Raw genomic sequence first — 23,284 nt, 5'->3', positions numbered from 1 at the left:
TGTCACTGGCAGCGCAGGTGCGCCGGGTGGTACCGGCTGGAGCTGACCCGCATCGCGCCGACCACCGAACCGTCCTCGAGCAGCGCGTTCTGGGTGTCCGCCCGGTACTGCCACGGCAGTTCCGAGACCAGCGCGCCGTCCTGCCACAGCCGGGCCTGACCGGCCCCGTTGCCCGCGGTCAGCACCCGCCCGGTGCCGTTGATGGCCCGCGGCTCCTCGCTGATCCGCTGCTGCACCGCGCCGTCCACGCCCCAGACCACGGTGTTGCTGAGCCCGAGGTGCCCGACCACCCGGCCGGCGTGCAGCTGCACGGCCAGCATGCTGCCGGTCGGCTCCGGCGGCAGCAGCTCCTGGAAGCGGCCGTCGGGGTGGCGCAGCTGGATGGTGGCGCGGCCCCCGGTGTAGAGGGTGAAGGCGATCCGGCCCTCGTCGTCGAGGTACGGGTCGGCGACCTCGCCGGGCACCGGCGGGGCCAGCACCTCGTGCGCCGCGCCGCCCGCGGGCCAGCGGACGAGCTGGCCCTTGACCGCGGCGACCACGTCACCGGCGGCGTTGACCGAGTGCGGCCGCGCGTAGTCCGCGCCCGGCGGGGTCTCCAGGCGCTGGAACTCCCCGTTGGCGTACCGGAACCCGTGCCGGACCTGCTCGCCACTGGCCCGGTCCAGCAGCCCGGTCACGACCCCGGTGGAGCTGACCGCGGTCGGATGCCCGGTCAGCCCGAACGGACGGCCCAGCACGGTGGCCTTCCCGTCCCGCCACAGGACCAGGTGGTCACCGAAACCGCTGGCCGGGGTGAGCCGCCCGACGATCAGGTCCTGCCGGTTGGTGGCCTCCGCGGAGGCGTCCTGGTAGCCCGGGGGCACCTCCAGGGCGGTCGCGGTCCAGGCGCAGGGCGCGGGTGCGGCGCGCGCCGGGGCCGGTGTGAGCAGGGCGCTCGTCGTGAGCAGGGCAAGGCAGAGCGCGGTCACGCGCATGAATCCCCCAGTTGATCCAGCCGTTGCCGGTGGTCGGCGTACGCGCCAGACCACGCGGAGACCGTACTCGAGGCAGCCGACAGTGCGTCGTGCCGATGAGTTTTGGGCGGCTCCGCGGTCAGTACGGCTGGACAGGAAAAACAAGGAGGCAGTGATGAGCGTCGTGAGCGGTCCCCGGGTGCTGGTGGCGGGGGCGAGCATCGCCGGACCCGCGCTGGCCCACTGGCTGCGCAGGCGAGGGGCCGAGGTGACCGTGGTGGAGCGGGCTCCCGGGCTGCGCCCCGGCGGGCAGGCGGTGGACGCGCGCGGGGTCGCCAAGGAGGTCATCGCGCGCATGGGGCTGGCCGCCGCGGTGCGCGCGGCCTGCACCGACACCGCGGGCGCGCACACCGTGGACGCGGACGGGCAGGTGCTGGAGACCTTCCGGGCCGAGGACAACGGTGGCGACGGGTTCATCGCGGACATCGAGATCCTGCGCGGGGACCTGTCCCGGGTGCTCTTCGAGGACACCCGCGACGGCGTGGAGTACGTCTTCGGCGACCGGATCGCCGGGCTCGAGCAGGACGCGCACGGGGTCGACGTGGTCTTCGCCGGCGGCGACCGGCGGCGCTTCGACCTGGTGGTCGGGGCCGACGGGCCGCACTCGGGGCTGCGGGAGCTGGTCTTCGGGCCGCACGAGCGGTTCCTCCGCCACCTCGGACACGTGCTGGCCTTCTTCAGTGTGCCCAACGAGTTCGGGCTGGACCGCTGGCTGCTGGAGCACCAGGACCAGGAGTCCGGGCGCTCCGTCCTGCTGCGGCCCATCCAGGACGCCACCAGGGCGATGGCCATGTGCTACTTCGCCGCGCCCGACCTCAACGTCGACCACCGTGACATCGCGGCCCAGAAAGCCCTGCTGCGTGCGCGGATGGCGGGCCTGGGCTGGTTGACCCCGGACATCCTCGCGCACCTGGACGACACCCCGGACTTCTACCTCGACCAGGTCGCCCAGGTGGTGCTGGACCGCTGGTCGAGTGGCCGGGCGGGGCTGCTCGGCGACGCGGCGTTCTGCTCCTCGCCGCTGTCCGGGCAGGGCACCGGGCTGGCCCTGGTCGGCGCCTACCTGCTGGCCGGGGAACTGGCCGCGGCCGGCTGGGACCCCGGGGCCGGGTTCGCCCGCTACGAGGCGCGGATGCGGCCGTTCGTCGAGGCCAACCAGGAGATCGGCCGGTTGAACGCCCGCAGCCGCGACCTCCCCGGGCCGGAGGCCGAGCCGCTCCCCGACTTCGCCAGCGAATGGTTCGCCGAGCTGGTCGGGCGCGCGATCAACGGCGTCGAGCTGCCCGATTACGCGGGAATGCCGGAGAGCACCGGCGCGGGCACGGTGACCAGCTCGGCGTAGACCCCCTCGAAGGCCGTCAGGGTCGCGGTCAGCGCGTGCCGGGCGATCAGCCGCGTGCTGGCCGCGCCCAGGCGCGCCCGCAGCTGCGGATCGGCGGCCAGCGTCCGCAGGTGCACGGCGAGGGCGTCCGGATCGCCTGGCGGGTAGAGGAAGCCGTTGTCGCCGGGGCGCACCAGGTGCGGCAGGGCCATCGCGTCGGCGGCCACCACCGGGAGTCCGGCGGACATGGCCTCCATGGTGGCCAGGCTCTGCAGCTCGGCGGTGCCGGGCATGCAGAAGACGTCGGCGCGCCGGTAGGCCCGCACCAGGTCGGCGTCGGAGACCACGCCGTGGAAGCGCACCCGGCCGGTCACGCCCAGCTCGGCGGCCAGTTTTTCCAGGCGGGCGCGGCAGGAGCCGTCGCCGACCAGCTCGGCGCGCAGGCCGGGCACGCGGGCCAGGGCGTGCAGCAGCTCGGGCACGTTCTTCTCCGCGTCCAGGCGGCCCACGAACAGCACCGCGCAACCGTCCGAAGCAGACTTCACCGGCCGGGGTGCGGCGTAGTGGTCGATGTCGATGCCGCAGGAGATCGCGCGGGCCTGGCCGGGTAGGTGGTTGGCGTGCAACAGTTCCACCGCGCGCGGGGTGGGCGCGGTGACCACGGCGGCCTCCCGGTAGACCCGGACCAGGTCCCGCCAGGCGAGCCTGGCCAGGCCGCGGCGCAGGGCGGCGGGGATCTTGAGGTAGCCGAACAGGTTCTCCGGCATGAAGTGGTTGGTGGCCACGGCCGGGATGTTCCGGGCGGTGGCCGCGCGCAGCACGGCGCGGCCGACCGGGAAGTGCGACTGCACGTGCACCAGGTCCGGGTCCAGCCCGGCCAGCAGGTCCGGCACGGCGCGGTTCGCCTGCCAGGGCAGGCTGATCCGGAAGTCCGGGTGGAACGGGGTGCGCCGGGCGGGCAGGTGGTGCAGGGTGATCCCGCCCGCGCGCACGGTGGCCGCCTTGCCGTCGGGCGCTGGGCAGATCACGTGCACCTCATGGCCGCGGGCGGCCAGGCCGTGTGCGAGGCGACCGGCGAAGTTGGCCGCGCCGTTGACATCGGGTGGGAAGGTGTCCGCGCCCAGCACGATCCGCAGTCCGGATCCGGTGTGCCCACGGCGTCGCGGCATCGCTGGCTCCTCGGTGAGTTCTCGTTGGTCCGGCACGGATTTCGCCAGCACCACCACGCCGCCCACGGCCAGCAGCGCGAGCGCGGCCTGCCCGGCGGCGGTGGCGGGGGTGAGGTAGGCGGCCTCGCCGTAGAACAGCAGGCCGGTGCTGACCGCGGTGAGCGGGTCCAGCACGGTGACCGCGCCGACCACCACCGCGGTCGGCCCCGCGGCGTAGGCCTGGTGCATCACCCAGCCGCCGAAGGCCAGCAGCAGCCCGGCTTCCGCGGCGATGAGCAGCCCGCCGAGCTGCGGCTGCGCGGTGAACAGCTGGCCGGTGGCGGACTTGGTCAGCACCGAGCCGAGTCCGAACAGGACTGCGGCGGAGGCGGCCAGCACCGCGCACCTGGCCTGGCCACCGGCCCGCAGGCCCAGCGCGGCCACGGCCACCGCGGCCAGCGCGGCCAGGTGCACCGCGCCCGGCACCGCCACCGAGGTGGCCACCGCGGGCGAGACCGCGAGCGCGACGAAGCCGAACACCCCGGCGCACACCGCGAGCACGGCCAGCCGCACCGGCCGCGCGATCGGTGCGCGCCGGGCGCGAGCGGTGAACAGCACGGTCAGCACCAGGCTGAGCACGCCGAGTGGCTGCACGATCACCATGGGCGCCAGGGACAGCGCGAGCACGTGCAGGCCGCTGCCGAGCACGGCGAAGCCGGTGCCGGTGAGCCAGCCACGGGAGCGGACCGTGTCGCCCAGGCCGCGCAGGGTGAGCGCGCCGCCGTGGTCGTGCGCGCGCACCGCGGCGTGCTGGCGGGCGACCGCGGCGGCGAACAGACAGGCCGCCAGCAGGGCCAGCAGGATGGCCAGCGGGATGGTGTTCACCGGGGCGTGCTCCGCATCAGCGGGGCCAGCGCGAGCAGCAGCAGCACGTGCGCCACCAGCGCGACCCGCTGCAACAGGCCCTGCGGCAGCACCGGGAACAGTTGCGCCAGGCCAAAACTGGCCGCGGTGAGCAGGCTGGCCACCGCCGCCCAGCGCACCCGGCTCAACGCGAGGACGCGCCGTCCGGCGGCGCTGAGCACGTGCGCGATCCGCAGCGCGGCCACCGGCAGGCAGCTCATGAACACCGCGCCGCCGAAGCGGTGCAGCTCACCGGACACAGTGGACACCGTGCTGCTCACGTTGCCGGGAAAGGCCGCCACCGACAGCAGTCCGCCCGCCCACAGTCCAAAGAGGACAGACGCTGGCCGGTCCTGCGGCAGCCGGCTCACGATGAAGCCGCCGCCGATGAGGATGCACAGCACCGCGGCCAGGAACAGCGGCGCGGCGTGGAAGAGGTAGTCGCTGACCGGGTCCCACAGCGGGTCGACCTGGACGGTGTAGGCGAAGCCCAGGTAGCCGATCAGCAGTCCGGCCACGCCGAGCAGCACGAAGGCCACCGGGGGCGGCGCCGGTCGGGTGGTCGCCCTGCTGGTCGTGGTCACGTCCGCGAGCGTTCGCGACGATCATGAAAGGACGATGAGAGATCGCCCCGGGTTCGTTAAGAGTCGGCGACCGGCAGGGTGATGGACACCACCGCGCCGCCCCGCTCGCCACGCCCGGCCGCGACCTGGCCGCCGTGCAGGGTGGCGATCTGGTCCACGATGGCCAGGCCGAGGCCGGAGCCGGGCCGGGCGCGGGCCTCCTCGGCCCGGTAGAACCGCTGGAAGACGTGTGGCAGGTCGGCCTCCGGGATGCCCGGCCCCTCGTCCTGCACCGCGATCCGCACCCGGTCGCCGAGCCCGGTCATGGTCACCGTGACCAGCCCGCCCGGCGGGCTCCACTTGGCCGCGTTGTCCAGCAGGTTCAGCACCGCGCGTTGCAGCGCCCTCGGCCTGCCCAGCACGTTGGCGTGCCGCAGGTCGGCCTGGAAGCGCAGGTTGGCCGCCCTGGGCCGGACCCGGTCCACCGCGGCCTCGACCACCTCGGCCAGGTCCAGCCGGTGCGGCTCCTCGGCGGAGCGGTCGGTCTTGGCCAGCTCGACCAGCTCGCCGACCAGCGTGGTCAACTCCCCGGCCTGGGTCTCCAGGTCGGCGAGCAGCCGGTCCCGGTCCTCGGCGGGCAGCACCCTGGCCGGGTCGGTCTGCCGCCCGGCGTGCACCAGCAGCTCGATGTTGTTGCGCAGACTGGTCAGCGGGGTGCGCAGCTCGTGCCCGGCGTCCTCGACCAGGCGGCGCTGGGCGTCCCTGGAGACGGCCAGCGCGACCAGCATCGCGTTGAACGCCTCGGCCAGCCGGGCGATCTCCCCCGATCCCTGCACCGAGATGCCCTGGTCCAGGTCCTGGGTGCGGGCCACCCGCTCGGCGCCCGCGGTGAGCGTCTCCACCGGCCGCAGCGCGGTGCGCGCCACCACCAGCCCGACCCCGGCGGCCACCGCGACCCCGGCCAGGCACACCAGGATGTGCCAGAAACCCAGGTCCCCCAAGGTTTCCTGGAGCCCGTGGATGTCCTTGCCGACCTGTACCGCGCCGCCGCCGGGCCGGGCCACGGTGAGCAGCCGGAAGCGGTCGTCGTCGAGCTCCCGGTCCTCGCTGAAGTCCGGGGCGGCCCCGGTGGCGACCTTGACCGCGGCCGGGCTCAGCGGCACCGTCCGGTCCCGGCCCTCGATCCGCGCGGAGCCGTCGGGGTCCAGGAACTGCACGAACATGTCCCCGCGCTCGGGCCGGAACCGCCGGTCGCCGTCCCGGTCCGGCCGGTCGGCGTCGTAGAGCCGCTCCAGGGCCTCCGCCGGGGAGGCGGCGCTGGCGGCGAGCTGGGCGTAGGAGCGCAGCTGCTGGTCGAAGTTGAGGTCCAGCTTGGCCTTCACCAGCAGCCAGGAGCCCAGGGACACCGCGGCCACCGCCACCGCCACCGCCCCGGCGACCAGCACGATCAGCCGCCCGCGCAGCGAGAGCTCCTGCCACCGCCAGGCGGCCAGGCGGGCCGGCAGCCGTTTCACAGCGGTTCCTCGCGCAGCACGTAGCCGACCCCGCGCACGGTGTGCAGCAGCCGCGGCTCGCCCCCGGCCTCCAGCTTGCGGCGCAGGTAGCCGACGTAGACGTCCAGCCCGTTGGAGGCCGCGCCGAAGTCGAAGCCCCAGACCTGCTCGAAGACCAGGGTCCGGGTGAGCACCAGCCGGGGGTGCCGCAGGAAGGTCTCCAGGATGGCGAACTCGGTGCGGGTCAGCCGCAGCTGCCGCCCGTTCCGGCTGACCTCCCTGGTCCCGGGGTCCAGCCGCAGGTCCGCGAAGACCAGGGTCTCCCCCACGTTCGACGGCGGCGCCTCCGGCCCCGCGCCCTGCCCAGCCCGCCGCAGCATGGCCCGCACCCTGGCCAGCAGCTCCTGCAAGGCGAACGGCTTGACCAGGTAGTCGTCGGCGCCCGCGTCCAGCCCGGCCACCCGGTCGGCGACCTCGTCCCGCGCGGTGAGCATCAGCACCGGCACGAAGTTGCCCTCGGCGCGCAGCTCCCGGCAGGTGTCCAGTCCGTTGCGCACCGGCATCATCACGTCCAGGACCACGCCGTCGAACTTCTCCGCGCGGATCCGCGCCAGCGCCTCGGCCCCGTCGGCGGCCAGCGAGACGGTGTAGCCCTCGAAGCGCAGTGTCCGGGACAGCGAGTCCCGCACGGCCTCCTCGTCGTCCACGATCAGCAGGTGCACGCCCCGAGCGTAGCGGCGCGGCCCGGTCAGCCGGCCCGGCTGAGCTGGTCCAGGGCCGTCCGGAACCCGCCCAGCCGGTCGGCCAGCTCCGCGCCGGTGCCGCCGTCGAGCAGCAGGCGGACCAGTGCGGAGCCGACCGCCACGCCGTCGGCCTCGGCGCAGACCGTGGCCGCGAGCTCCGGGGTGCCGATGCCGAACCCGGCCACCACCGGGAGGGTGGCGTGGCGGCGGATCCGGGCCACGGTCCCGGTGGCGGCCCCGGCCAGCTCGGCGCGGACGCCGGTGGTGCGCATGGCGGTCATCGCGTAGACGAAGCCACTGGCGGCGGCGCAGATCTCGGCCAGGCGGTCCTCCGGGCAGGCCGGGGCGGCGATCGGCACCACGCTGACCCCGGCCCGCCCGGCGGCGGCGCGGAGCGCTCCGCTCTCCTCCAGCGGCAGGTCGGAGACGATGACGCCGCTGATACCCGCCGCGGCCAGCCGGGCGGGGAACTCGGGCAGGCCGAGGGCGACGTTGGCGTAGGTCATCGCCACCAGCGGCACGCCGATGTCCACTGTGGACAGTTCAGCGAGCACGGTCTCCGGGGTGGCGCCGCGGGCCAGCGCCGCGGCGGCGGCCTCCTGCACCACCGGGCCGTCGACCATCGGGTCGGAGAACGGCAGGCCGATCTCGATGGCGTCCGCGCCCGCCGCGGCCAGCGCGCGCAGGTGGTCCAGCCAGTCCGGGGTCATGCCGCCCATGAGGTAGGGGATCAGCAGCTTGCGTCCACTATGGAGGGTCAGCACGAGAGGTTCTCCCTGATCTGGTGGACGTCCTTGTCGCCGCGGCCGGAGAGGGTCAGCAGCACGGTGGAACCCGTTGGCAGTTCGGCGGTGCCGGCCGCGCGCTGGACCCAGGCCAGCGCGTGCGCGGACTCCAGCGCGGGCAGGATGCCCTCGGTGGCGGCCAGCGCGCGGACCGCGGCCAGCGCCTCGGCGTCGGTGACCGTGGGATAGCGGGCTCGACCCTCGGCGGCCAGGTGCATGTGCTCGGGGCCGACGCCCGGGTAGTCCAGGCCCGCGGAGATGGAGTGCGCCTCGGAGATCTGCACGCCGTCCTGGAGGAAGTGCGAGCGGAAGCCGTGCAGGATGCCGGGCGTGCCGCCGCTGATCCCGGCCCCGCCCGCGGCCTCCACGCCGACCAGCTCGGCGGTGGTGTCGACGAACCCGGCGAAGGTGCCCGCGGCGTTGGAACCGCCGCCCACGCAGGCCACCACCACATCCGGCAGGCCACTGGGCAGCAGCTCGGCGGCCTGGGCGCGGGCCTCCTCGCCGATCACCCGCTGGAACTCGCGCACCAGGTAGGGGTATGGGTGGGGGCCGAGCACCGAGCCGATGCAGTAGTGCGCGGTCTCCGTCTCACTGACCCAGGCGCGCAGCGCGGCGTTGGTGGCCTCCTTCAGCGTGCCCGCGGTGCCGGGCACCCCGGCCGGGACCACCTCGGCGCCCAGCAGCTCCATCCGGAAGACGTTGAGCTCCTGCCGCCGCATGTCGGTGTGTCCCATGTGGACGGTGCAGTCCAAGCCGAGCAGCGCGGCCGCGGTGGCGGTGGCCACCCCGTGCGAGCCGGCGCCGGTCTCCGCGATCAGCTTGGTGCGGCCCATCCGCTTGGCCAGCAGCGCCTGACCCAGTACGTTGTTGATCTTGTGTGAGCCGGTGTGCGCCAGGTCCTCGCGCTTGAGCAGCAGCCGGATGCCCAGCCGCTCACCCAGCCGCACGCACTCGGTCAGCGGGGTCGGCCTGCCGACGTAGGTGGCCAGCAGGCGGTGGTACTCGGCGACGAAGGCCGGGTCGTGCCAGGCGTCCAGGAACGCCGCCTCCACCTCCCGGCAGGCCGGGACCAGCGCTTCCGGCAGGAACCGCCCACCGAAGTCGCCGAAGCGACCGGTGGCGTCGGGCTGCCCCATCAGCTTGTCAGTCGTCACAGTTATAGAACTCTAGCACTCTAGTGCGTGGATTACACTCCCCCGGTGACCGAGCGGACCACCGGCTATGACCACCGGGTGCCGAAGTACCTGGCCATCTACCGTGCGCTGGCCGCGGAGATCGCCGACGGCACGCACCAGCCGGGAGCCGCGCTGCCCCCGCAGCGCCAGCTCGCCGACCGCTTCGCGGTCACCCTGATGACCGTCCGGCAGGCCCTGCGCGCGCTCCAGGACGACGGCCTGGTGGAGGCCAGGCCCGGCACCGGCACCTTCGTCCGCCAGCCGGGCTTCGCCTACCACCTGGCCGGGCTGCGCAGCCTGTCCGAGGAGCTGACCGCCCAGGGCCTGGAGCTGCGCACGACGGTGCTGGCCACCGAGCTGGTGACCGCGCCGGAGGAGGTGGCCGCGCGCCTGGGCCTGGCCCCCGGCGAGCGGGTGCTGGCCGTCGAGCGGCTGCGCAGCGCCAGCCCGGAGCCGGACGCGCCGGTGGTGCCGCTGCTGTTGCAGACCTCGTACCTGGCCGAACGGTGGGTCGGGCGACTGGCGGTGGACGAGCTGCGCGAGCACTCCCTCTACCGGCTGCTCGGCCGGGCGGGCCGTCCCGTGGTCAGCGCGCAGGAGCGGTTGCAGGCGGTCGCGCTGACCGCGCGCGAGGCCGGGCTGCTCGAACGACCGGTCGGTAGCCCGGCGCTGCTGAGCCGCCGCCTCAGCCGGGACGCGGCGGGCGAACCCCTGGTCGACGACCGCGCGATCCTGGTCGGCGACGGCACGGTGGTGGTGGCCGACCGCGCCGCCACCGATGTCAGTCTCACCTACCGCACCCAGAACTCACCTGGGTAACCCAGCTGAGCACCACTCGTTGGAGTGGCTCTGTGCCGTTCCCCACACACAGCGTCGGCTCCTGCGGTATCGATGACCGGGTGAACACGCTGGGGGTCAGCGATACCACTCGTCTCATGGAACTGGCGGGGTCGACCGTGTTGCTGGTCGGCGAACCGTCCTTGCGCCGCACCATGGCGCCGCGCCTGACCGACCTGCGGGTCGCCTCGGTGCACCAGGCCGCCTCCGAGGCCGCCGCGCTGGAGTTCGCCGCGCTGGCCGGGCCGTGCGCGCTGGCCGTGGTCGAGCTCGCCGGGCCGGGCGCCGAGGGCGTCCGGCTGGTGCGCGAGCTGAAGTCCCGCGGCTGGCCACAGGTGCTGGTGGTGGTCTCCGTCGAGGAACCGTGGGCGGTGGCCGCGGCGTACCAGGCCGGCGCGCAGGGCTACCTGCTGCGCCCCGGCCGCACGCCGCCGGTGCCGGACCCGGTGTGGGAGCTGTCCAACCGGGAGATCGACGTGCTGCGCCTGGTCGCCGACGGCCACTCCAACAAGGAGATCGCGGCCGAGCTTGGCCTGTCCGCGCGCACCGTGGACACCCACCTGTGGCGCATCGGCAGACGGCTGGGCTCGGGTGACCGCGCGCTGCTGGTCACCCTGGCCCTGCGCGCCGGGATCATCACCTGACGCAGCCGCCGCGCCTCAGCCGAGCGGGACCGGTTCGGCCACCGGCTCCGGCGTCCGGCGCAGGATGCGGCCGGCCAGCAGCCCGGTCGCCAGCACCAGCGCGCCCAGGGCCAGCAGGGTCCAGGCATCCGGCGCGACAATGGACTGACCGCGCAGCGCCTGCCAGGTCACCAGCCCGGTGATCCCCGCGTAGGTCCCGGTGCCCAGCAGCACCAGCCGGGTGCGCACGCCGGGATCGGCCAGCCGCGGCCTGCGCGCGGCGGCACTGGTCAGCAGCAGGGCGAGCAGCGGCAGGGCCTGCATGGCGTGGATGCCGATGAAGTGCGGGATGCGCAGGTCGCCGCCGGTCAGGCTCCACCCGGTCAGCGGCATGCCCGGGCCGCCGTCGGGCACGCCCACGCTGTGCGCGCCGCGCACCTCCACCGGCAGGTTCTGCTGCAACGCGTGCAACTGGTCGGGGGTCGGGCCGGTCATCAGGAAGGCCAGGCCGATGCCGATCGAGCCGAGCACGATGCCACCGCGGATCGCCCAGGCCATCGGCCGGTCCGGCAGCCGGTCGCGCAGCAGCACCACACCCTGGGCCATGTTCAGCACCCAGACCACGGTGATCATGGCCCCCATCAGCCGGAACAGCCCGTCGTCGAACGGGGTGGCCTGGTTGAAGTGGCTGGCCTGGCCGCGGATGACCTGGAGGACGATGAGCACTACTTCCAGGGTGGTCAGCACCGCGATGGCGGTGGCGGTCCACCAAGTCCAGCGACGGGGGACGCGTTGCAGCGAGAGCATCCAGGCCCAGGTGGGCAGGTAGAGCAGCAGGGACACCGAGAACTTGAGCGGTTTGCCCCAGATCGGCTGGCCGCCCAGCAGCCGGTCGTCGAGGACCAGACCGGCCAGCGAGACCAGCGTGCTGACCGCCATCAGGGCGGTGGCCAGCATCAACGGTCGATGCCATTGGCGGGCTAAGGGCAGGGCGGTGCGGAACATTCAGACCTCCAGGCGAGAACTACTGTCTCTCTGACCGCGCGCTATCGATACACTAGCTATCGATAGCCAGAGTATCAACCAGGAGGCTGCGTGCGCATCGGCGACCTCAGCAGGCACACCGGGATCCCGGTGCCGACGATCAAGTACTACCAACGCGAAGGGCTGCTGCCCTACGGCGAGCGGGCCGGGTACAACCAGGTGCACTACGCCGAGGAGCACCTGCGGCGGCTGCGGCTGGTGCGCGCGCTGGTGGACCTGGGCCGGCTGCCGATCGCCACCGCCAAGCAGGTGCTGACCGCGGTGGACGACCCGGAGAACGACCTGTTCAAGGCGCTGGGCCAGGTGCACTACGCGGTCACCGAACGGTCCGGCGAGGCCGAACCGGCGACCGGGCCGGTGGCGGAACTGCTCGAGCGACTGGGCTGGCAGGTCAGCGAGAACAACCCGTCCAGGGTCGCGCTGGCCGGACTGCTGGGCACGCTGACCGAGCTGGGCCACACCGAGCTGCTGAGCAGCCTGACCGACTACGCCGAGCTGGCCGGCCGGCTGGCCGCGCTGGACGTGGGTTTCCTGGACCACCGGGGCAGCCAGGACGAGGTGCTGGAGTCCGCGGTGGTGATCACCCTGCTGGGCGATGTGCTGGTGTCGCTGCTGCGGCGGATGGCGCAGGAGAGCCACTCGGCGCGGTTCCGGGAGTCGTGAGCGCGGCCCGGCGCAGCGCGGCCTCGGTGGGCGAGCCGGGTTCGGCGGTGTAGGCGTAGAGGGTCTGGTCCGGGTCGTCGGGCAGGGTCAGCGCGGCGAAGTGCAGGGTGAGCTCGCCGAGCCCGGGCAGCCGGTAGACCTTGTCGCCGTGGGTGTAGGCGAGCACGTCGTGCGCGGCCCACCAGCGCCGGAAGTCCGCATCCCGCGATGACATCTCCGCCACCAGCTCGGCGAGCAGCTCATCACCCGGCCAGCAGCCGCCGTAGCGGCGCAGCGCGCCCACCGTGGCACGGGCGGCGCTGGGCCAGTCGCCGGTCCGCTCGCGGGCGGCCGGATCGGTGAACAGGTGCCGGACCAGGTTGCGCTCACCGGCCGGGCGGTCGGCGAAGTCGGTGTAGAGCAGCGTGCCCAGCGGGTTGATGGCCAGCACGTCCAGCCGGTGGCCGAGGATCATCGCCGGTCCGGTCAGCGCGGTGAGCACCCGGTCCAGGGCGGGGTTGACCCGCTGCGCCGGTTGCGGACGGCCGCCCCGGCAGCGGACCAGGTCGAAGAGCTGGGCGCGTTCGGTGCGGTCCAGCCGCAGCGCGCGGGCCACCGCGTCCAGCACCTCGGTGGAGACGCCGGGGTTGCGGCCCTGTTCCAGGCGGACGTAGTAGTCCACGCTCATCCCGGCCAGCCAGGCGACCTCCTCCCGGCGCAGCCCCGGCACCCGGCGCGGGCCCAGGTGCGGCGGCAGTCCGGCCTCGGCCGGGCTGAGCCGGGCCCGGCGGGTGCGCAGGAACTCACGGAGCTCGGCGGACATACCGGCAGTCTAGGTGGATCACCGCAGGTCGTCCCTGGGTCTGCCAGACCCAGGGACGAGCTCGCCCACGCGCGCGCCGGGCGCGGGCTGCTGTGCTGGGGCCATGTCCAAGCCACTCATCGTGATCACCGGCGCCAGCTCCGGCATCGGCGCGGCCACCGCCCGCCTGCTCTCCGCGCACGGCCACCCGCTGCTGCTGCTCGCCCGCCGCCTCGACCGCCTCACCGCGCTGGGCCTGCCAGACACGCTGTGCCGCCGGGCCGACGTCACCGACCCGGCCGCGGTCGCCGAGGCCGTCCGGGAGGCGGAGGCGGTGCACGGCCCGGTGGACGCGATCGTCAACAACGCCGGGGTGATGCTGCTCGGCACACTGGCCGACCAGCCCGCGGCCGAGTGGGACCGGATGTTCGAGGTCAACGTCAAGGGCCTGCTCGGCGCGATCCGCGCGGTGCTGCCCGGCATGGTCGAGCGCGGCCGCGGCACCATCGTCAACCTCGGCTCGGTGGCCGGCCGCAAGACCTTCCCCGACCACACCGCCTACGTGGGCACCAAGTTCGCGGTGCACGCGATGTCGGAGAACCTGCGCGAGGAGCTCGCCCCGACCGGAGTCCGGGTGGTCACCATCGCGCCGGGCGCGGTGGACACCGAGCTGCTCTCGCACACCAGCAGCGAGTCGATCAAGGCGGGCTACCGGGAGTTCACCAAGGCCAGTGGCATGCTCGCAGCGGAGTCGGTGGCCGAGGCGATTCTCTTTGCCTACCAACAACCCCAGGGTGTCACCATCCGCGAGATCGTGCTCGCCGCCACCGGCCAGCAGCCCTAGTCGCGGGGCAGCAGCAGCCAGGCCAGCAGCGCGCCCAGTGCCGCGGCGAGCCCGGCTACCGTGCAGGCCAGCGCCGGGGAGACCGCGGTGAGGAAGCCGCCGATGGCCGAGCCGACCGGGTGGCCGATGAGGTTGAGGCTGATCGAGACCGCCAGCACCCGGCCCAGCCAGGCCGGGTCGCTGCGGCGCTGGCGCAGGGTGAGCAGGCCGACGTTGACCGGGCCCGCGGCGAAGCCGAGCAGCAGCAGGCCGGTGACCAGGCCGGGGATGCCGCCGTAGGCCACCAGCGGGGCGGCGGCCAGCGCGGAGGCCAGGATGCCCGCGGCGATGGCCAGGCGTTCCCGGCCCGCGGTGAGGCGGTGGCCGGTGAGCAGGGCGCCCAGGATGCCGGTGACTCCGGCCAGGCCCCAGAGCAGGCCCGCGGTGTCCGGGGCGAGCACCGGCACCGCGACGGTGAGCACGCCCCAGGCCAGCTGGTAGGGCGCGTAGCAGAGGATCAGGTTGCGCAGCAACGGGTTGGTCAGCACGTAGCGGACCCCGGCCCAGGCCGAGGCGAGCAGTCCGGTGGTGGTGGCGGCGGGTTCGGCGCGGCCCGCGTCGGCGGGCAGGGTGAGCAGCAGCAGGAAGGCCGCCGCGTACAGCCCGGCGATCACGGTCAGGGTGAGCTGGCCGCCGGCCACCGCGAACAGGCCACCGGCCAGCACCGGGCCGGTGACCTCGACCAGGTTGTAGGCGCCGGAGTCCAGCGCGTTCGCCCGTTCCAGCGCGGTGTCCGGGACCAGCCGGGGCATCAGGGTGCGGATCCCGGCCAGGCCCAGCGGGGAGGTCAGCGAGAACAGCAGGGCCAGCAGCACCAGCGGCAGCGCGTCGTCCGGGCCGGTGGCCACCGCGGCGATCGCGCCGATCAGCAGCGCGCTGGCCAGCTGGTCGGCGCCGATGGCGCGCACCGAGCCGAAGCGGTCCAGCACCGCCCCGGCCAGCGGGCTGAGCAGCACGCCGGGCGCCCAGGCCGCGAAGAGCACCGAACCGGCCAGCACCGGCGAACTTGACACTGCCAAGATGTGCAGGACCAGCGCCAGCGAGAGCATCTCCCCCGCCAGCCTGGACAGCAGCGCGGAGGCCAGCAGCCGCCCGACGTGCGGCAGCGCGAGCACCTGGCGGTAGCCGGACATGCCGATCATGCTGCCGGAAATCCGGTGGACGCCCGAGGGGTTTTCCCGGTGTGATCACCGTCGTGCACAGCGAACCCGTGGTCATCGACGCCGCACTGGTGCGCGGGCTCGTCGCCGCGCAGTTCCCGCGCTGGGCTGACCTGCCGGTCACCCCGGTGCCCGCGCCCGGGGTGGACAACGCGACCCTGCGGCTGGGCGCGGACATGCTGGTGCGGCTGCCCCGCTTCGCCCGCTGGGTGGGCCAGGTGCACCGCGAGCAGCGCTGGCTGCCGGTGCTCGCCCCGCACCTGCCGCTGCCCGTGCCGGAGCCCCTCGCCCAAGGTGAGCCGACCGCGGACTACCCGTTCCCGTGGTCGGTCTACCGCTGGCTGGACGGCCAGACCCTGTCGCACACCGCACTGGACCTGCACCAGGCCGCCCGCGACCTGGCCGGCTTCCTCCTTGCCCTGCAACGCATCGACGTCACCGACGGGCCGCCGCCGGAGTGGAGCAACGGCTTCCGCGGCTGCGCGGTGGCCGATCCGCGCGACTCCCCCATCACCGCCGAGCGCCTGCGCGCCAGGATCGAGGCCCTGCGCGGGCTCGCCGACACCGCCGCGCTCACCGAGGTCTGGCAGGCCGGGCTGGACGCCCCGGCGTGGGACCGGCCGCCGGTGTGGGTGCACGGCGACCCGGACCCGCGCAACCTGCTCGCCAAGGACGGCAGGCTGTCCGCGGTGATCGACTTCGGCACGCTGGCCGTCGGCGACCCCGCGGTGGACCTGATCCCGGCCTGGTCGTTCCTGGACACCGACGCCCGCGTCACCTTCCGGGCCGCGCTGGGCGTGGACGAGGCGACCTGGGCCCGCGGCCGGGTCTGGGGCCTGTCCGCGGTGCTGCCGGACCCGGACGAGCTGGCCCCCGGCCACCCGGACGCCGCGGCGAACCGCCGACGGCTGGACGAGCTGGTCGCCGGTTAGGCCGGTGCCAGCAGCACGTCGTCCAGCTGCATCCAGGTGTCCTTGCCGTCCAGCGCCCACGCGCCGCCGAAGACCTCGATCTCGCTGGTGTCCGCGGTGAACTCCACGGTCAGCTTCGTGTACTCGCCGAGGTGGCCGAACTTGTGCTCGGCCAGCACCCCCGCGGCCCGCCGGACCCCGAAGTAGCCGTCGGTGTTGGTCGCCGAGGTGCGCACCCAGCCGGAGAGCCGGTACCGCTGCCCCGGCCGCACCGCCAGCTGCTGGGTCACCGCGTGCCAGCCGCTGCTCTCCCGCACCCACGCGTTGTTCGACCCGGTGTGCGCCAGGCCCTTGCCGTAGTCCACGCCGCCCTTGCCGGTGACCGCCCACGGACCGGTGCCCGCGTTCACCGGACGGTCCTCGAAACCGCCGTCGGACAACAGGTTCGGCTCCGGCAGCGACTCATCGAGACGCAGCCGCATCAGCTTGACGTGGTAGGGGTTCCACTGCGACATGGCGAAGTAGATCTCGTTGCGGTGCGCGCTGTCCGGGTGCAGGAAAGCGCCGTAGAGCGCGGGGAAGTCGCTGCCGCGCACCACAACCCGGCCGCCGGTCCACGGGCCGGTCGGCGCGGGCGCGGTGCGCAGCACGATCGCCGCCCTGCTCTCGTCCAGGGTCAGCGCGACCCAGCGCCGCAGCACCGTGTTGTACTGCACCGACAACTCGCCGACCTGGCCGCCGAAGACCGGCACCGCGCCGTCGGCCCCGTGCTGCCAGCCCGAGGCGGTCCAGTACTCGTACGCGCCCAGCTCCAGGATCCGCTGCTCCGGCACCCTGGCCAGGTGCGCCGCGCCAAAACGGCCCTGCGGGGTGCCGAAGAGGTAGACGTAGCCACCGTCCTTGACGAACGCTCCCAGCTGGAAGCGGGCCGCGCCACCGGAGTTGGGCCAGCGCAGCGCCGGGTCCTTGACCCAGGTGCGGCCGCCGTCGTCGGAGTAGGCCAGCCCGGCGTAGTTGGTGGTCCACGGGTTCCAGCCGCGGATGGACATGTAGTGCACGACATCGCGGGCGCCCACGCTGACCCCGGCGGTCGGGATCACGGTGACCTCGGCGACCGAGGGGTCGCGGTGCAGCAGCTCGGCGGCGTGCCCCGGCCGGTCGGTGACCATCGAGTCGATGCGCAGGCCGTCGGCCAGGTTGCTGTCGGTGGCATGGGCCAGCACGTTGAGCCGCCAGTCCGCGGTCTCCGGCCCGGCCCCGTTGCCGCCCCACCCCGCGCCGTAGGTGTCGCCGAACATGATCGCGGTGCGGCCCCGGCCATCCCGCCACATGATGCCCAGATCGGTGGCGTGCACGGCGAAGCGGTCCCGGGTCTGGTTCACATCGCCGACGCCCTGACCGGCCAGCAGCGCGACCGGCTCGGCCCGCGTCGGCGCCGGTGCCGCCGCTGCCGGGACGATGCCGGACACGGCGAGCACGACTCCGGACAGCAGTGCCGCGCCGAGGCGGCGGTTCATCCCCATGGGCCACATCCTCGGCGTGCCAAGGCTGGTCCGGCAAGGGACTGACGTCGCTACTTCGGCGAGCTCGCGCCGCCCCTGCCGGGCCGCGCTCAGCCGCCGACGTGGATGACCGGCCGCCGCTGGGGGTCCTCCTCGGTGGTGCGCAGGATCTCGCGCACCACCGGCGGGGTGTCGCCGCGCCCGAGGATCAGGTAGCGGAACAGGTGGCCCAGCGGACTGCCCTCGCTCCACTCGAAGTGGCAGTGCGGCCGCACGCCGGTGGCATCGCGCAGCGCGAGCAGGATCGCGGCGATCGCGTTCGGCGCGGCCGGGCTGTCCACCCGCAGCACCCGGTGCCCGTCGATGTCCACCCCGCGCACCCGCAGCACGTCGCTGAAGTCCGAGGGGTCCACCACGTCGATCTCCAGGAAGATCACGTCGGCGGCGCCGGGCAGCGGGTTGAGGCCGCGTTGTTCCAGCTCCTTGGCCGAGTACTCGGCGTCGTCGCCGCCCTGGCGCCGGTTGGCGATGATGTTGAGCTGCCCGTCGTGGGCGATCGAGTCGGCGACGAACTCCCTGGCCCGCTCGTCGAACTCGATGTGCTCCACCCGCAGCTCGGTGGTCCGCGACACCCGGGAGACCAGCGAGACCACGATGATCCCGGCGATGAACATGCCCGAGATGGCGATGCCGTCCGGCTTGTCGATCACGTTCTCCACCAGGGCGTAGAGCAGCACCAGGGTGAGCACGGTGAACCCGGCCGCGGCCCGCTTCTGCCGGTGCCGCCAGGCCGAGATGGCCACCGCGACCGCGCCGGAGACCATCATGGCCAGGATCCCGGTGGCGTAGGCGCCGGCCTGCTTGTTGACATCGGCGTTGAACGCGATGGTGATCACGATGCTGATCGCGGTGTAGACCAGCACCACCGGCCGCACCGCGCGGCCCCACTCCGGCGCCATGCCGTAGGCGGGCAGGTAGCGCGGCACGATGTTGATCAGACCGGCCATCGCCGAGGCCCCGGCGAACCACAGGATCAGGATGCTGCTGATGTCGTAGGCGGTGCCGAAGAGCTCCCCCAGCTCCTGGTGCGCCAGGAAGGCCATCGCGCGGCCGTTGGCCGGGCCGCCGGGCTTGAACGCCTCGTGCGGGATGAGCACGGTGGTGATCAAACTGGTGGCCACCAGGTACACCGACATGATCAGCGCGGCGGCGGTGAGCAGCTTGCGGGTGTTGCGGATCCGGTCGGCCAGCCGCGCCCGCTCGTCCTTGCCGTCCGCGGCCACCAGCGGCATCATGCTGACCCCGGTCTCGAACCCGGACAGCCCCAGCACCAGCGAGGGGAAGGCGATCAGCGCCGGGCCGATGATCCCGCCGAAACCGCCCGCGCCGGAGGTCAGCGCGTCGAACCAGCGGTCCAGCACCTCGGGGTGGGTGAACACGTCGTACAGGCCTGCCACGCAGACGATCGCGTTGAGCAGCAGGAACACCCCGACCAGCGGGATGGCCACGCCGACGGCCTCGCTGAAGCCGAGCAGGAAGACGAAGCCGAGGATCAGCAGCAGCCCGATGGTGATCGGCACCGCCAGGCCGTGCAGGGCCTCGGTGAGGTAGGGGTTCTCCAGCACGTGCACGGTGGCATCGGCGGAGGACAGCGTGATGGTGACGATCCAGGAGGTCACCACAAAACCGAGCAGCACCAGCACGAAGATCTTGCCGCGCCAGAACGGCAGCAGGTCCTCCAGCATGGCCACCGAGCCCTGGCCGTGCGGGCTCTCCTTGGCCACCCGCCGGTACATCGGCAGCATGCCGAGCAGGGTGAGCGCGACGATCACCAGCGTGGCCAGCGGGGACAGCCAGCCCGCGGAGAGCACCGCGATGCCGGGCAGGTAGGACAGCGTGGAGAAGTAGTCCACGCCGGTCAGGCACATGACCTTCCACCAGGACTGCGGCTTGGCGTGCGCCGCGTCGGACTCCGGGCCCACCGGCGCGACCCGGTTGGCCAGCAGCCAGCGGCTGACCTTGCCGCGGGGGTGCCGTGGCCGCACCGGGCTGTCCATCCGGGCCGGGACCATGACCCGCTCGGCGCCGCTCATCCGCTCGTCTCCTCCACGTCCTCGCGCCGGTGTGCGCGCCGTGACCTTGCCAGCAAAGCCGCAGCCCCGCACCACCGGGCCGAGGATTGGCCGGTTTGTCGGCAACATCCGAATGTCGAGATTGAGCCTTCGCATGGAGTTCACCCGAAAGTGTTCTGGCCATGTGATTCTCGGCAGCGGCGTCACCCTGCGGCGCCGCTCCTGGGGAGAGGACACGATCGTGCGACCCTGGCATCCACTTGCCCTGCTGGTCGCCACCGTCGCGGTGGCCGCCGGGCTCATCACGCACGCGCCCGCCGCCACCGGCGCGGTCCCGATCACCGTGGCCCAGGCCGTCACGACACAGCCGGGCACGGTCGCCACCGTGCGCGGCTACGTGGTCGGCCAGCCCACCGCGAGCAACACCGTGGTCCGGGCGGAGTTCCCCAGCGACTACGCCCTCGCCCTGGCCGACACCGCGGGCCAGACCGGCACCGGCCAGATGCTCTACGTGCAGATCACCAGCGCCTTCCGGGCCGCGTGGGGCCTGAAGAGCAACCCCGGTCTGCTGGGCAGGCAGATCGAGGTGACCGGTCCGCTGGGCGCCTACTTCGCCCACCCCGGCCTGACCTCGCCGACCGGGTTCGCCTTCGCGGGCGCGCAGCCGACCACCAGCTCCACCAGCGTTGGCGGCGGCGGCGCCGACGACTACTACAAGGCCGCGGCCGGCCACACCGGCCCCGCGCTCAAGACCGCCCTGCACACGATCATCAGGACCCAGCAGAAGCTCGGCTACGACCAGGTGTGGGATGCGCTCAAGGCCACCGACGAGGACCCGGCCAACGCCGCCAACGTGGTGCTGCTGTACTCCGGGCGCTCGCAGAGCAAGAGCGGCAACGGCGGCGGGGCGGACAACTGGAACCGCGAGCACGTCTGGGCCAAGTCGCACGGGGACTTCGGCACCGCCACCGGTCCCGGCACCGACCTGCACCACCTGCGTCCGGAGGACGTCTCGGTCAACGCCGACCGCGGCAACAAGGACTTCGACCAGGGCGGCTCCCCCGCCGCCGAGGCGCCGGGCAACTTCACCGACGGCGACTCCTGGGAGCCCAGGGACGCGGTCAAGGGCGATGTGGCGCGGATGCTGTTCTACATGGCGGTCCGCTACCAGGGCGGCGACGGCTTCGCCGACCTGGAGCTCAACGACAGCGTGAACAACGGCACCAAGCCGTACCAGGGGCGGCTGTCGGTGCTGCGGAACTGGCACGCCCAGGACCCGCCGGACGCCTTCGAGCGGCGGCGCAACCAGGTGATCTACGAGACCTACCAGCGCAACCGCAACCCGTTCATCGACCACCCGGAGTGGGTTTCCGCGATCTGGGGCTGACTGTCGCAGGCGGCTGTTAGTTTTCCGCCGTGTTCAACAAGATGCTCGGCGCCTTCGGCCGGGGCGGCGGCCCGACCGTGACCACCGTGCCGCAGACCCAGCACGTAGAGCCCGGCCAGGTGCTCGGCGGCGCGGTGCACCTGCGCGGCGGCCGCGCCGACGTGCAGCTCACCCAGGTCGCGCTGGTGCTCACCACCCAGGTCGCGACGCCGGGCCAGGTGGTCACCGGCGAGTTCCACCGGATGGCGCTGGGCCAGGCGGTCCACCTGCCCGCCTTCGGTCAGCTGACCCTGCCGTTCGTGCTGTCCCTGCCCGCGGAGACCCCGGTCACCGCGGTCGGCCCCGCGGTGCTGCCGGGCGTGCTGGTCGAGCTGCGCGCCGAGGCGCACACCACCGGCGCCCCGGCCCAGGCCGATCCGGTGCCGCTGCTGGTGCAGCCGCTGGACGCGCAGGACCGGGTGCTGGACGCGGTGGGCGAGCTGGGCCTGAGCTTCCGCGACACCCAGGTGGTGGCCGGCCGGCTGCCGGGGGCGGTGCAGGAGCTGGACTTCATCCAGCGGATGTTCTTCCTGCCACCGGAGAAGTACCACGAGCGGCTGCGCGAGATCGAGCTGACCTTCGTCGCCGGGTCGCGGGACCTGGTGGTGTCGCTGATCGCGGACCGGGAGCCGGAGCTGGCGCGGCGGCATACGATGAGCAGGCAGGAGGCGCTGACCGCGGACTGGCCTGCGCTGCTCGGCCAGTGGCTGGAGCAGGCCGCGGCCAGGGACCGGGACGCGCTCATGGACGGCCTGCCGCCAAGCCCGGGCAGCGGACCGGGTTCGCTGGACTAGCGAGCCCGCACGACCAGCGGCCCGGCTCCGCGCGGCAAACGGGCTCGCCTGCTCACCAGGGCGGGCCGCCGCGTTGACCCGGCACGGTCGCGGTCACCGGGAAGGTGGTCAGGCCGCGCAGCTCGCGGATCGGCCGCCAGCGGGCCTGCCCGGCCGGGCGCAGCAGCGGCATCCGCCTGGCCAGCTCGCGGAACAGGACCTCGCCTTCCAGCCGGGCCAGCCCCGCGCCGATGCAGTAGTGGATGCCGCTGCCGAAGGCCAGGTGCTCCGGTCCGCCGGTGCGGGTGAGGTCGAACCGCCCCGGTTCGGCGAACACCGCCGGATCGCGGTTGCCCGCGGCCAGCAGCAGCATGACGCCCTGCCCCGCCTGGATCCGCTGCCCGCACAGTTCGATGTCCGTGTGCGCCACCCGCACGGTGAACTGCACCGACGGCTCGAACCGCAGCGTCTCCTCCACCGCCGCCCCGGCCAGCTCCGGCCGCTCGCGCAGCTGGGTCCACTGCCCGGGGTTGGCCAGCATCGCGTGCACCCCGTTGCCGACCAGGTTCGCGGTGGTGTCGAACCCGGCGGCCAGCAGCAGCACCGCCACCTCGTGCAGGTCCCGCGCGGTCAGCTCCGAGCCCTCCGCCGCGACGGCCATCGCACTGAGGATGTCGTCCTGGGGTTCCCGCCCGCGCTCGCGCAGCAGCCGGCCGAACAGGTCGAGCAGGTGGTTGGTGGCCACCCGCAGGTCCTTGGCCTGCCGGATGCTCGGCGCGCCGGTCACGCCCTGGTTGATCATGTCGCTGTAGGCGGCGAAGTCGGCCCGTTCGGACTCCGGCACCCCCATCAGATCGCTGATCACCGCGATGGACAGCGGCTGGGCCACCTCGTTGACCAGATCGAAGGACTCCCGCCCGGCCATCCGGTCCAGCAGCTCGCCGACCACCCGCTCGATCCGCCCGGTGTAGCCGCGCACCCGCCGCGGGGTGAACGCCGGGGCGGCCAGCCTGCGCAGCCGGGTGTGGTCCGGCCGGTCCATGCCCACGAAGCTCCACGCGAAGTCCCCGCTGACCAGCCGCTGCGCGCCCCGCAGGGTGGAATGGCCGTCGGCGGACCGCATCCCGAATCGCCGGTCCCGCAACACCCGGTTGCACAGGTCGAAGGAGGTGGCCGCCCACATCCCGCTCGGCCCCCGGTAGAGCGGTCCCCGCGCGCGGATGCGTTCGTAGAGCGGATACGGGTCGAGCTGCCACCGGGGCTGCTCCAGCCGCATCACCAGGTCCCCCAGCCCGTCGAAGAGCCGGACCACCGCCCACTCGGCCGGAATCTGCGCCGCCAGCCGCAACAACGTGCCGGTGCCCAGCTGCTCCATGAACGCCCCTCCCGATGGTGACTACGGGGAGTCACCGTAGGGCGGCCGCACGACCGTCCACATCGGACCGGACTCCGCGCCACGCCC

At 73.6% G+C, this 23,284-nt stretch carries 21 protein-coding genes and 1 pseudogene; 9 read left to right on the top strand and 13 right to left on the bottom strand.

The features are described 5' to 3' along the window. Positions 1–2: 2 nt before the first annotated feature. Positions 3–974 carry a hypothetical protein gene (locus tag N8J89_RS15650; RefSeq protein ID WP_283665074.1) on the bottom strand — a complete coding sequence of 324 codons (972 nt, stop codon included), beginning with the start codon at positions 972–974 and terminating at the stop codon, positions 3–5. 154 nt (positions 975–1,128) lie between these two features. Between N8J89_RS15650 and N8J89_RS15645 the strand changes: the two genes are divergently transcribed. Beyond that, positions 1,129–2,355, top strand: coding sequence for an FAD-dependent monooxygenase (locus N8J89_RS15645; protein ID WP_283665073.1), 1,227 nt, complete (start codon positions 1,129–1,131; stop codon positions 2,353–2,355). On the opposite strand, the gene N8J89_RS15640 is transcribed toward N8J89_RS15645, so the two are convergent. From N8J89_RS15640 to trpB, 6 genes are read right to left on the bottom strand one after another with little or no spacing between them, the layout of a single operon-like run. Next, positions 2,301–4,367: a glycosyltransferase gene (locus N8J89_RS15640; RefSeq protein WP_283665072.1), complete on the bottom strand. Its 2,067-nt coding sequence runs from the start codon at positions 4,365–4,367 to the stop codon at positions 2,301–2,303. The genes N8J89_RS15645 and N8J89_RS15640 overlap by 55 nt on opposite strands. Then, a complete protein-coding gene (locus tag N8J89_RS15635; protein WP_283665071.1) occupies positions 4,364–4,969 on the bottom strand; it encodes a DUF998 domain-containing protein in 606 nt (201 codons plus the stop codon). The genes N8J89_RS15640 and N8J89_RS15635 overlap by 4 nt, the downstream gene beginning before the upstream one ends. Positions 4,970–5,025: 56 nt before the next feature. Continuing rightward, positions 5,026–6,462, bottom strand: coding sequence for a HAMP domain-containing sensor histidine kinase (locus tag N8J89_RS15630; protein ID WP_283665070.1), 1,437 nt, complete (start codon positions 6,460–6,462; stop codon positions 5,026–5,028). After that, a complete protein-coding gene (locus N8J89_RS15625) occupies positions 6,459–7,163 on the bottom strand; it encodes a response regulator transcription factor (protein WP_283665069.1) in 705 nt (234 codons plus the stop codon). The genes N8J89_RS15630 and N8J89_RS15625 overlap by 4 nt, the downstream gene beginning before the upstream one ends. A gap of 26 nt (positions 7,164–7,189) precedes the next feature. Next, complete coding sequence (trpA, locus tag N8J89_RS15620; RefSeq protein WP_283665068.1) at positions 7,190–7,948, bottom strand: tryptophan synthase subunit alpha; 759 nt, start codon at positions 7,946–7,948, stop codon at positions 7,190–7,192. After that, positions 7,942–9,108 carry a tryptophan synthase subunit beta gene (trpB, locus tag N8J89_RS15615; RefSeq protein ID WP_283666173.1) on the bottom strand — a complete coding sequence of 389 codons (1,167 nt, stop codon included), beginning with the start codon at positions 9,106–9,108 and terminating at the stop codon, positions 7,942–7,944. Before trpB ends, trpA begins: the two co-directional genes overlap by 7 nt. Before the next feature lie 63 nt (positions 9,109–9,171). On the opposite strand from trpB, the gene N8J89_RS15610 reads away from it, so the two are divergent. Then, positions 9,172–9,966, top strand: a complete 795-nt coding sequence (locus tag N8J89_RS15610) for a GntR family transcriptional regulator (protein ID WP_283665067.1) — start codon at positions 9,172–9,174, stop codon at positions 9,964–9,966. A gap of 116 nt (positions 9,967–10,082) precedes the next feature. Next, positions 10,083–10,628 (top strand): helix-turn-helix transcriptional regulator, encoded by a 546-nt coding sequence (locus N8J89_RS15605; RefSeq protein WP_252480910.1) that lies wholly within the window; start codon positions 10,083–10,085, stop codon positions 10,626–10,628. Between the two features lie 15 nt (positions 10,629–10,643). Here the strand turns inward: N8J89_RS15605 and N8J89_RS15600 are convergent, their stop codons facing one another. Further along, positions 10,644–11,564, bottom strand: coding sequence for a hypothetical protein (locus N8J89_RS15600; RefSeq protein ID WP_283665066.1), 921 nt, complete (start codon positions 11,562–11,564; stop codon positions 10,644–10,646). A gap of 138 nt (positions 11,565–11,702) precedes the next feature. On the opposite strand from N8J89_RS15600, the gene N8J89_RS15595 reads away from it, so the two are divergent. Continuing rightward, positions 11,703–12,314 carry a MerR family transcriptional regulator gene (locus tag N8J89_RS15595; RefSeq protein WP_283665065.1) on the top strand — a complete coding sequence of 204 codons (612 nt, stop codon included), beginning with the start codon at positions 11,703–11,705 and terminating at the stop codon, positions 12,312–12,314. Here the strand turns inward: N8J89_RS15595 and N8J89_RS15590 are convergent. After that, complete coding sequence (locus N8J89_RS15590; RefSeq protein WP_283665064.1) at positions 12,232–13,116, bottom strand: helix-turn-helix transcriptional regulator; 885 nt, start codon at positions 13,114–13,116, stop codon at positions 12,232–12,234. The two genes, N8J89_RS15595 and N8J89_RS15590, sit on opposite strands and share 83 nt — an antisense overlap. Before the next feature lie 103 nt (positions 13,117–13,219). Here N8J89_RS15590 and N8J89_RS15585 point away from each other — a divergent pair, with 103 nt between their 5' ends. Next, complete coding sequence (locus N8J89_RS15585) at positions 13,220–13,939, top strand: SDR family oxidoreductase (protein WP_283665063.1); 720 nt, start codon at positions 13,220–13,222, stop codon at positions 13,937–13,939. Here N8J89_RS15585 and N8J89_RS15580 read toward each other — a convergent pair. Next, entirely contained in the window at positions 13,936–15,111 is a 1,176-nt protein-coding gene (locus tag N8J89_RS15580) for an MFS transporter (protein ID WP_283665062.1), read from the bottom strand. The two genes, N8J89_RS15585 and N8J89_RS15580, sit on opposite strands and share 4 nt — an antisense overlap. Positions 15,112–15,161: 50 nt before the next feature. Between N8J89_RS15580 and N8J89_RS15575 the strand changes: the two genes are divergently transcribed. Next, entirely contained in the window at positions 15,162–16,070 is a 909-nt protein-coding gene (locus N8J89_RS15575) for an aminoglycoside phosphotransferase family protein (protein WP_283665061.1), read from the top strand. Here N8J89_RS15575 and N8J89_RS15565 read toward each other — a convergent pair. Together N8J89_RS15565 and N8J89_RS15560 are read right to left on the bottom strand one after the other, a co-directional pair. Then, complete coding sequence (locus tag N8J89_RS15565) at positions 16,067–17,572, bottom strand: DUF5005 domain-containing protein (RefSeq protein WP_349497484.1); 1,506 nt, start codon at positions 17,570–17,572, stop codon at positions 16,067–16,069. The two genes, N8J89_RS15575 and N8J89_RS15565, sit on opposite strands and share 4 nt — an antisense overlap. Before the next feature lie 89 nt (positions 17,573–17,661). Continuing rightward, positions 17,662–19,644 carry an APC family permease gene (locus tag N8J89_RS15560; RefSeq protein WP_283665060.1) on the bottom strand — a complete coding sequence of 661 codons (1,983 nt, stop codon included), beginning with the start codon at positions 19,642–19,644 and terminating at the stop codon, positions 17,662–17,664. Here N8J89_RS15560 and N8J89_RS15555 point away from each other — a divergent pair. From N8J89_RS15555 to N8J89_RS15545, 3 genes and pseudogenes are all read left to right on the top strand, one after another. After that, positions 19,622–20,263: pseudogene (locus N8J89_RS15555) on the top strand (DUF6359 domain-containing protein); the annotation flags it as partial. The gene N8J89_RS15560 and the pseudogene N8J89_RS15555 overlap by 23 nt on opposite strands. Beyond that, positions 20,249–21,010 carry an endonuclease I family protein gene (locus N8J89_RS15550; RefSeq protein WP_283666171.1) on the top strand — a complete coding sequence of 254 codons (762 nt, stop codon included), beginning with the start codon at positions 20,249–20,251 and terminating at the stop codon, positions 21,008–21,010. The pseudogene N8J89_RS15555 and the gene N8J89_RS15550, both read left to right, overlap by 15 nt. A 29-nt stretch (positions 21,011–21,039) precedes the next feature. Beyond that, positions 21,040–21,843, top strand: a complete 804-nt coding sequence (locus N8J89_RS15545) for a sporulation protein (protein WP_283665059.1) — start codon at positions 21,040–21,042, stop codon at positions 21,841–21,843. Positions 21,844–21,895: 52 nt separating this feature from the next. On the opposite strand, the gene N8J89_RS15540 is transcribed toward N8J89_RS15545, so the two are convergent. Further along, entirely contained in the window at positions 21,896–23,197 is a 1,302-nt protein-coding gene (locus N8J89_RS15540) for a cytochrome P450 (RefSeq protein ID WP_283665058.1), read from the bottom strand. Positions 23,198–23,284 lie beyond the last annotated feature (87 nt).

This window comes from Crossiella sp. CA-258035, from assembly GCF_030064675.1.
In the GTDB taxonomy this organism is placed as follows: Bacteria; Actinomycetota; Actinomycetes; order Mycobacteriales; family Pseudonocardiaceae; genus Crossiella.
This window is presented reverse-complemented; position numbering and strand designations above follow the sequence as displayed.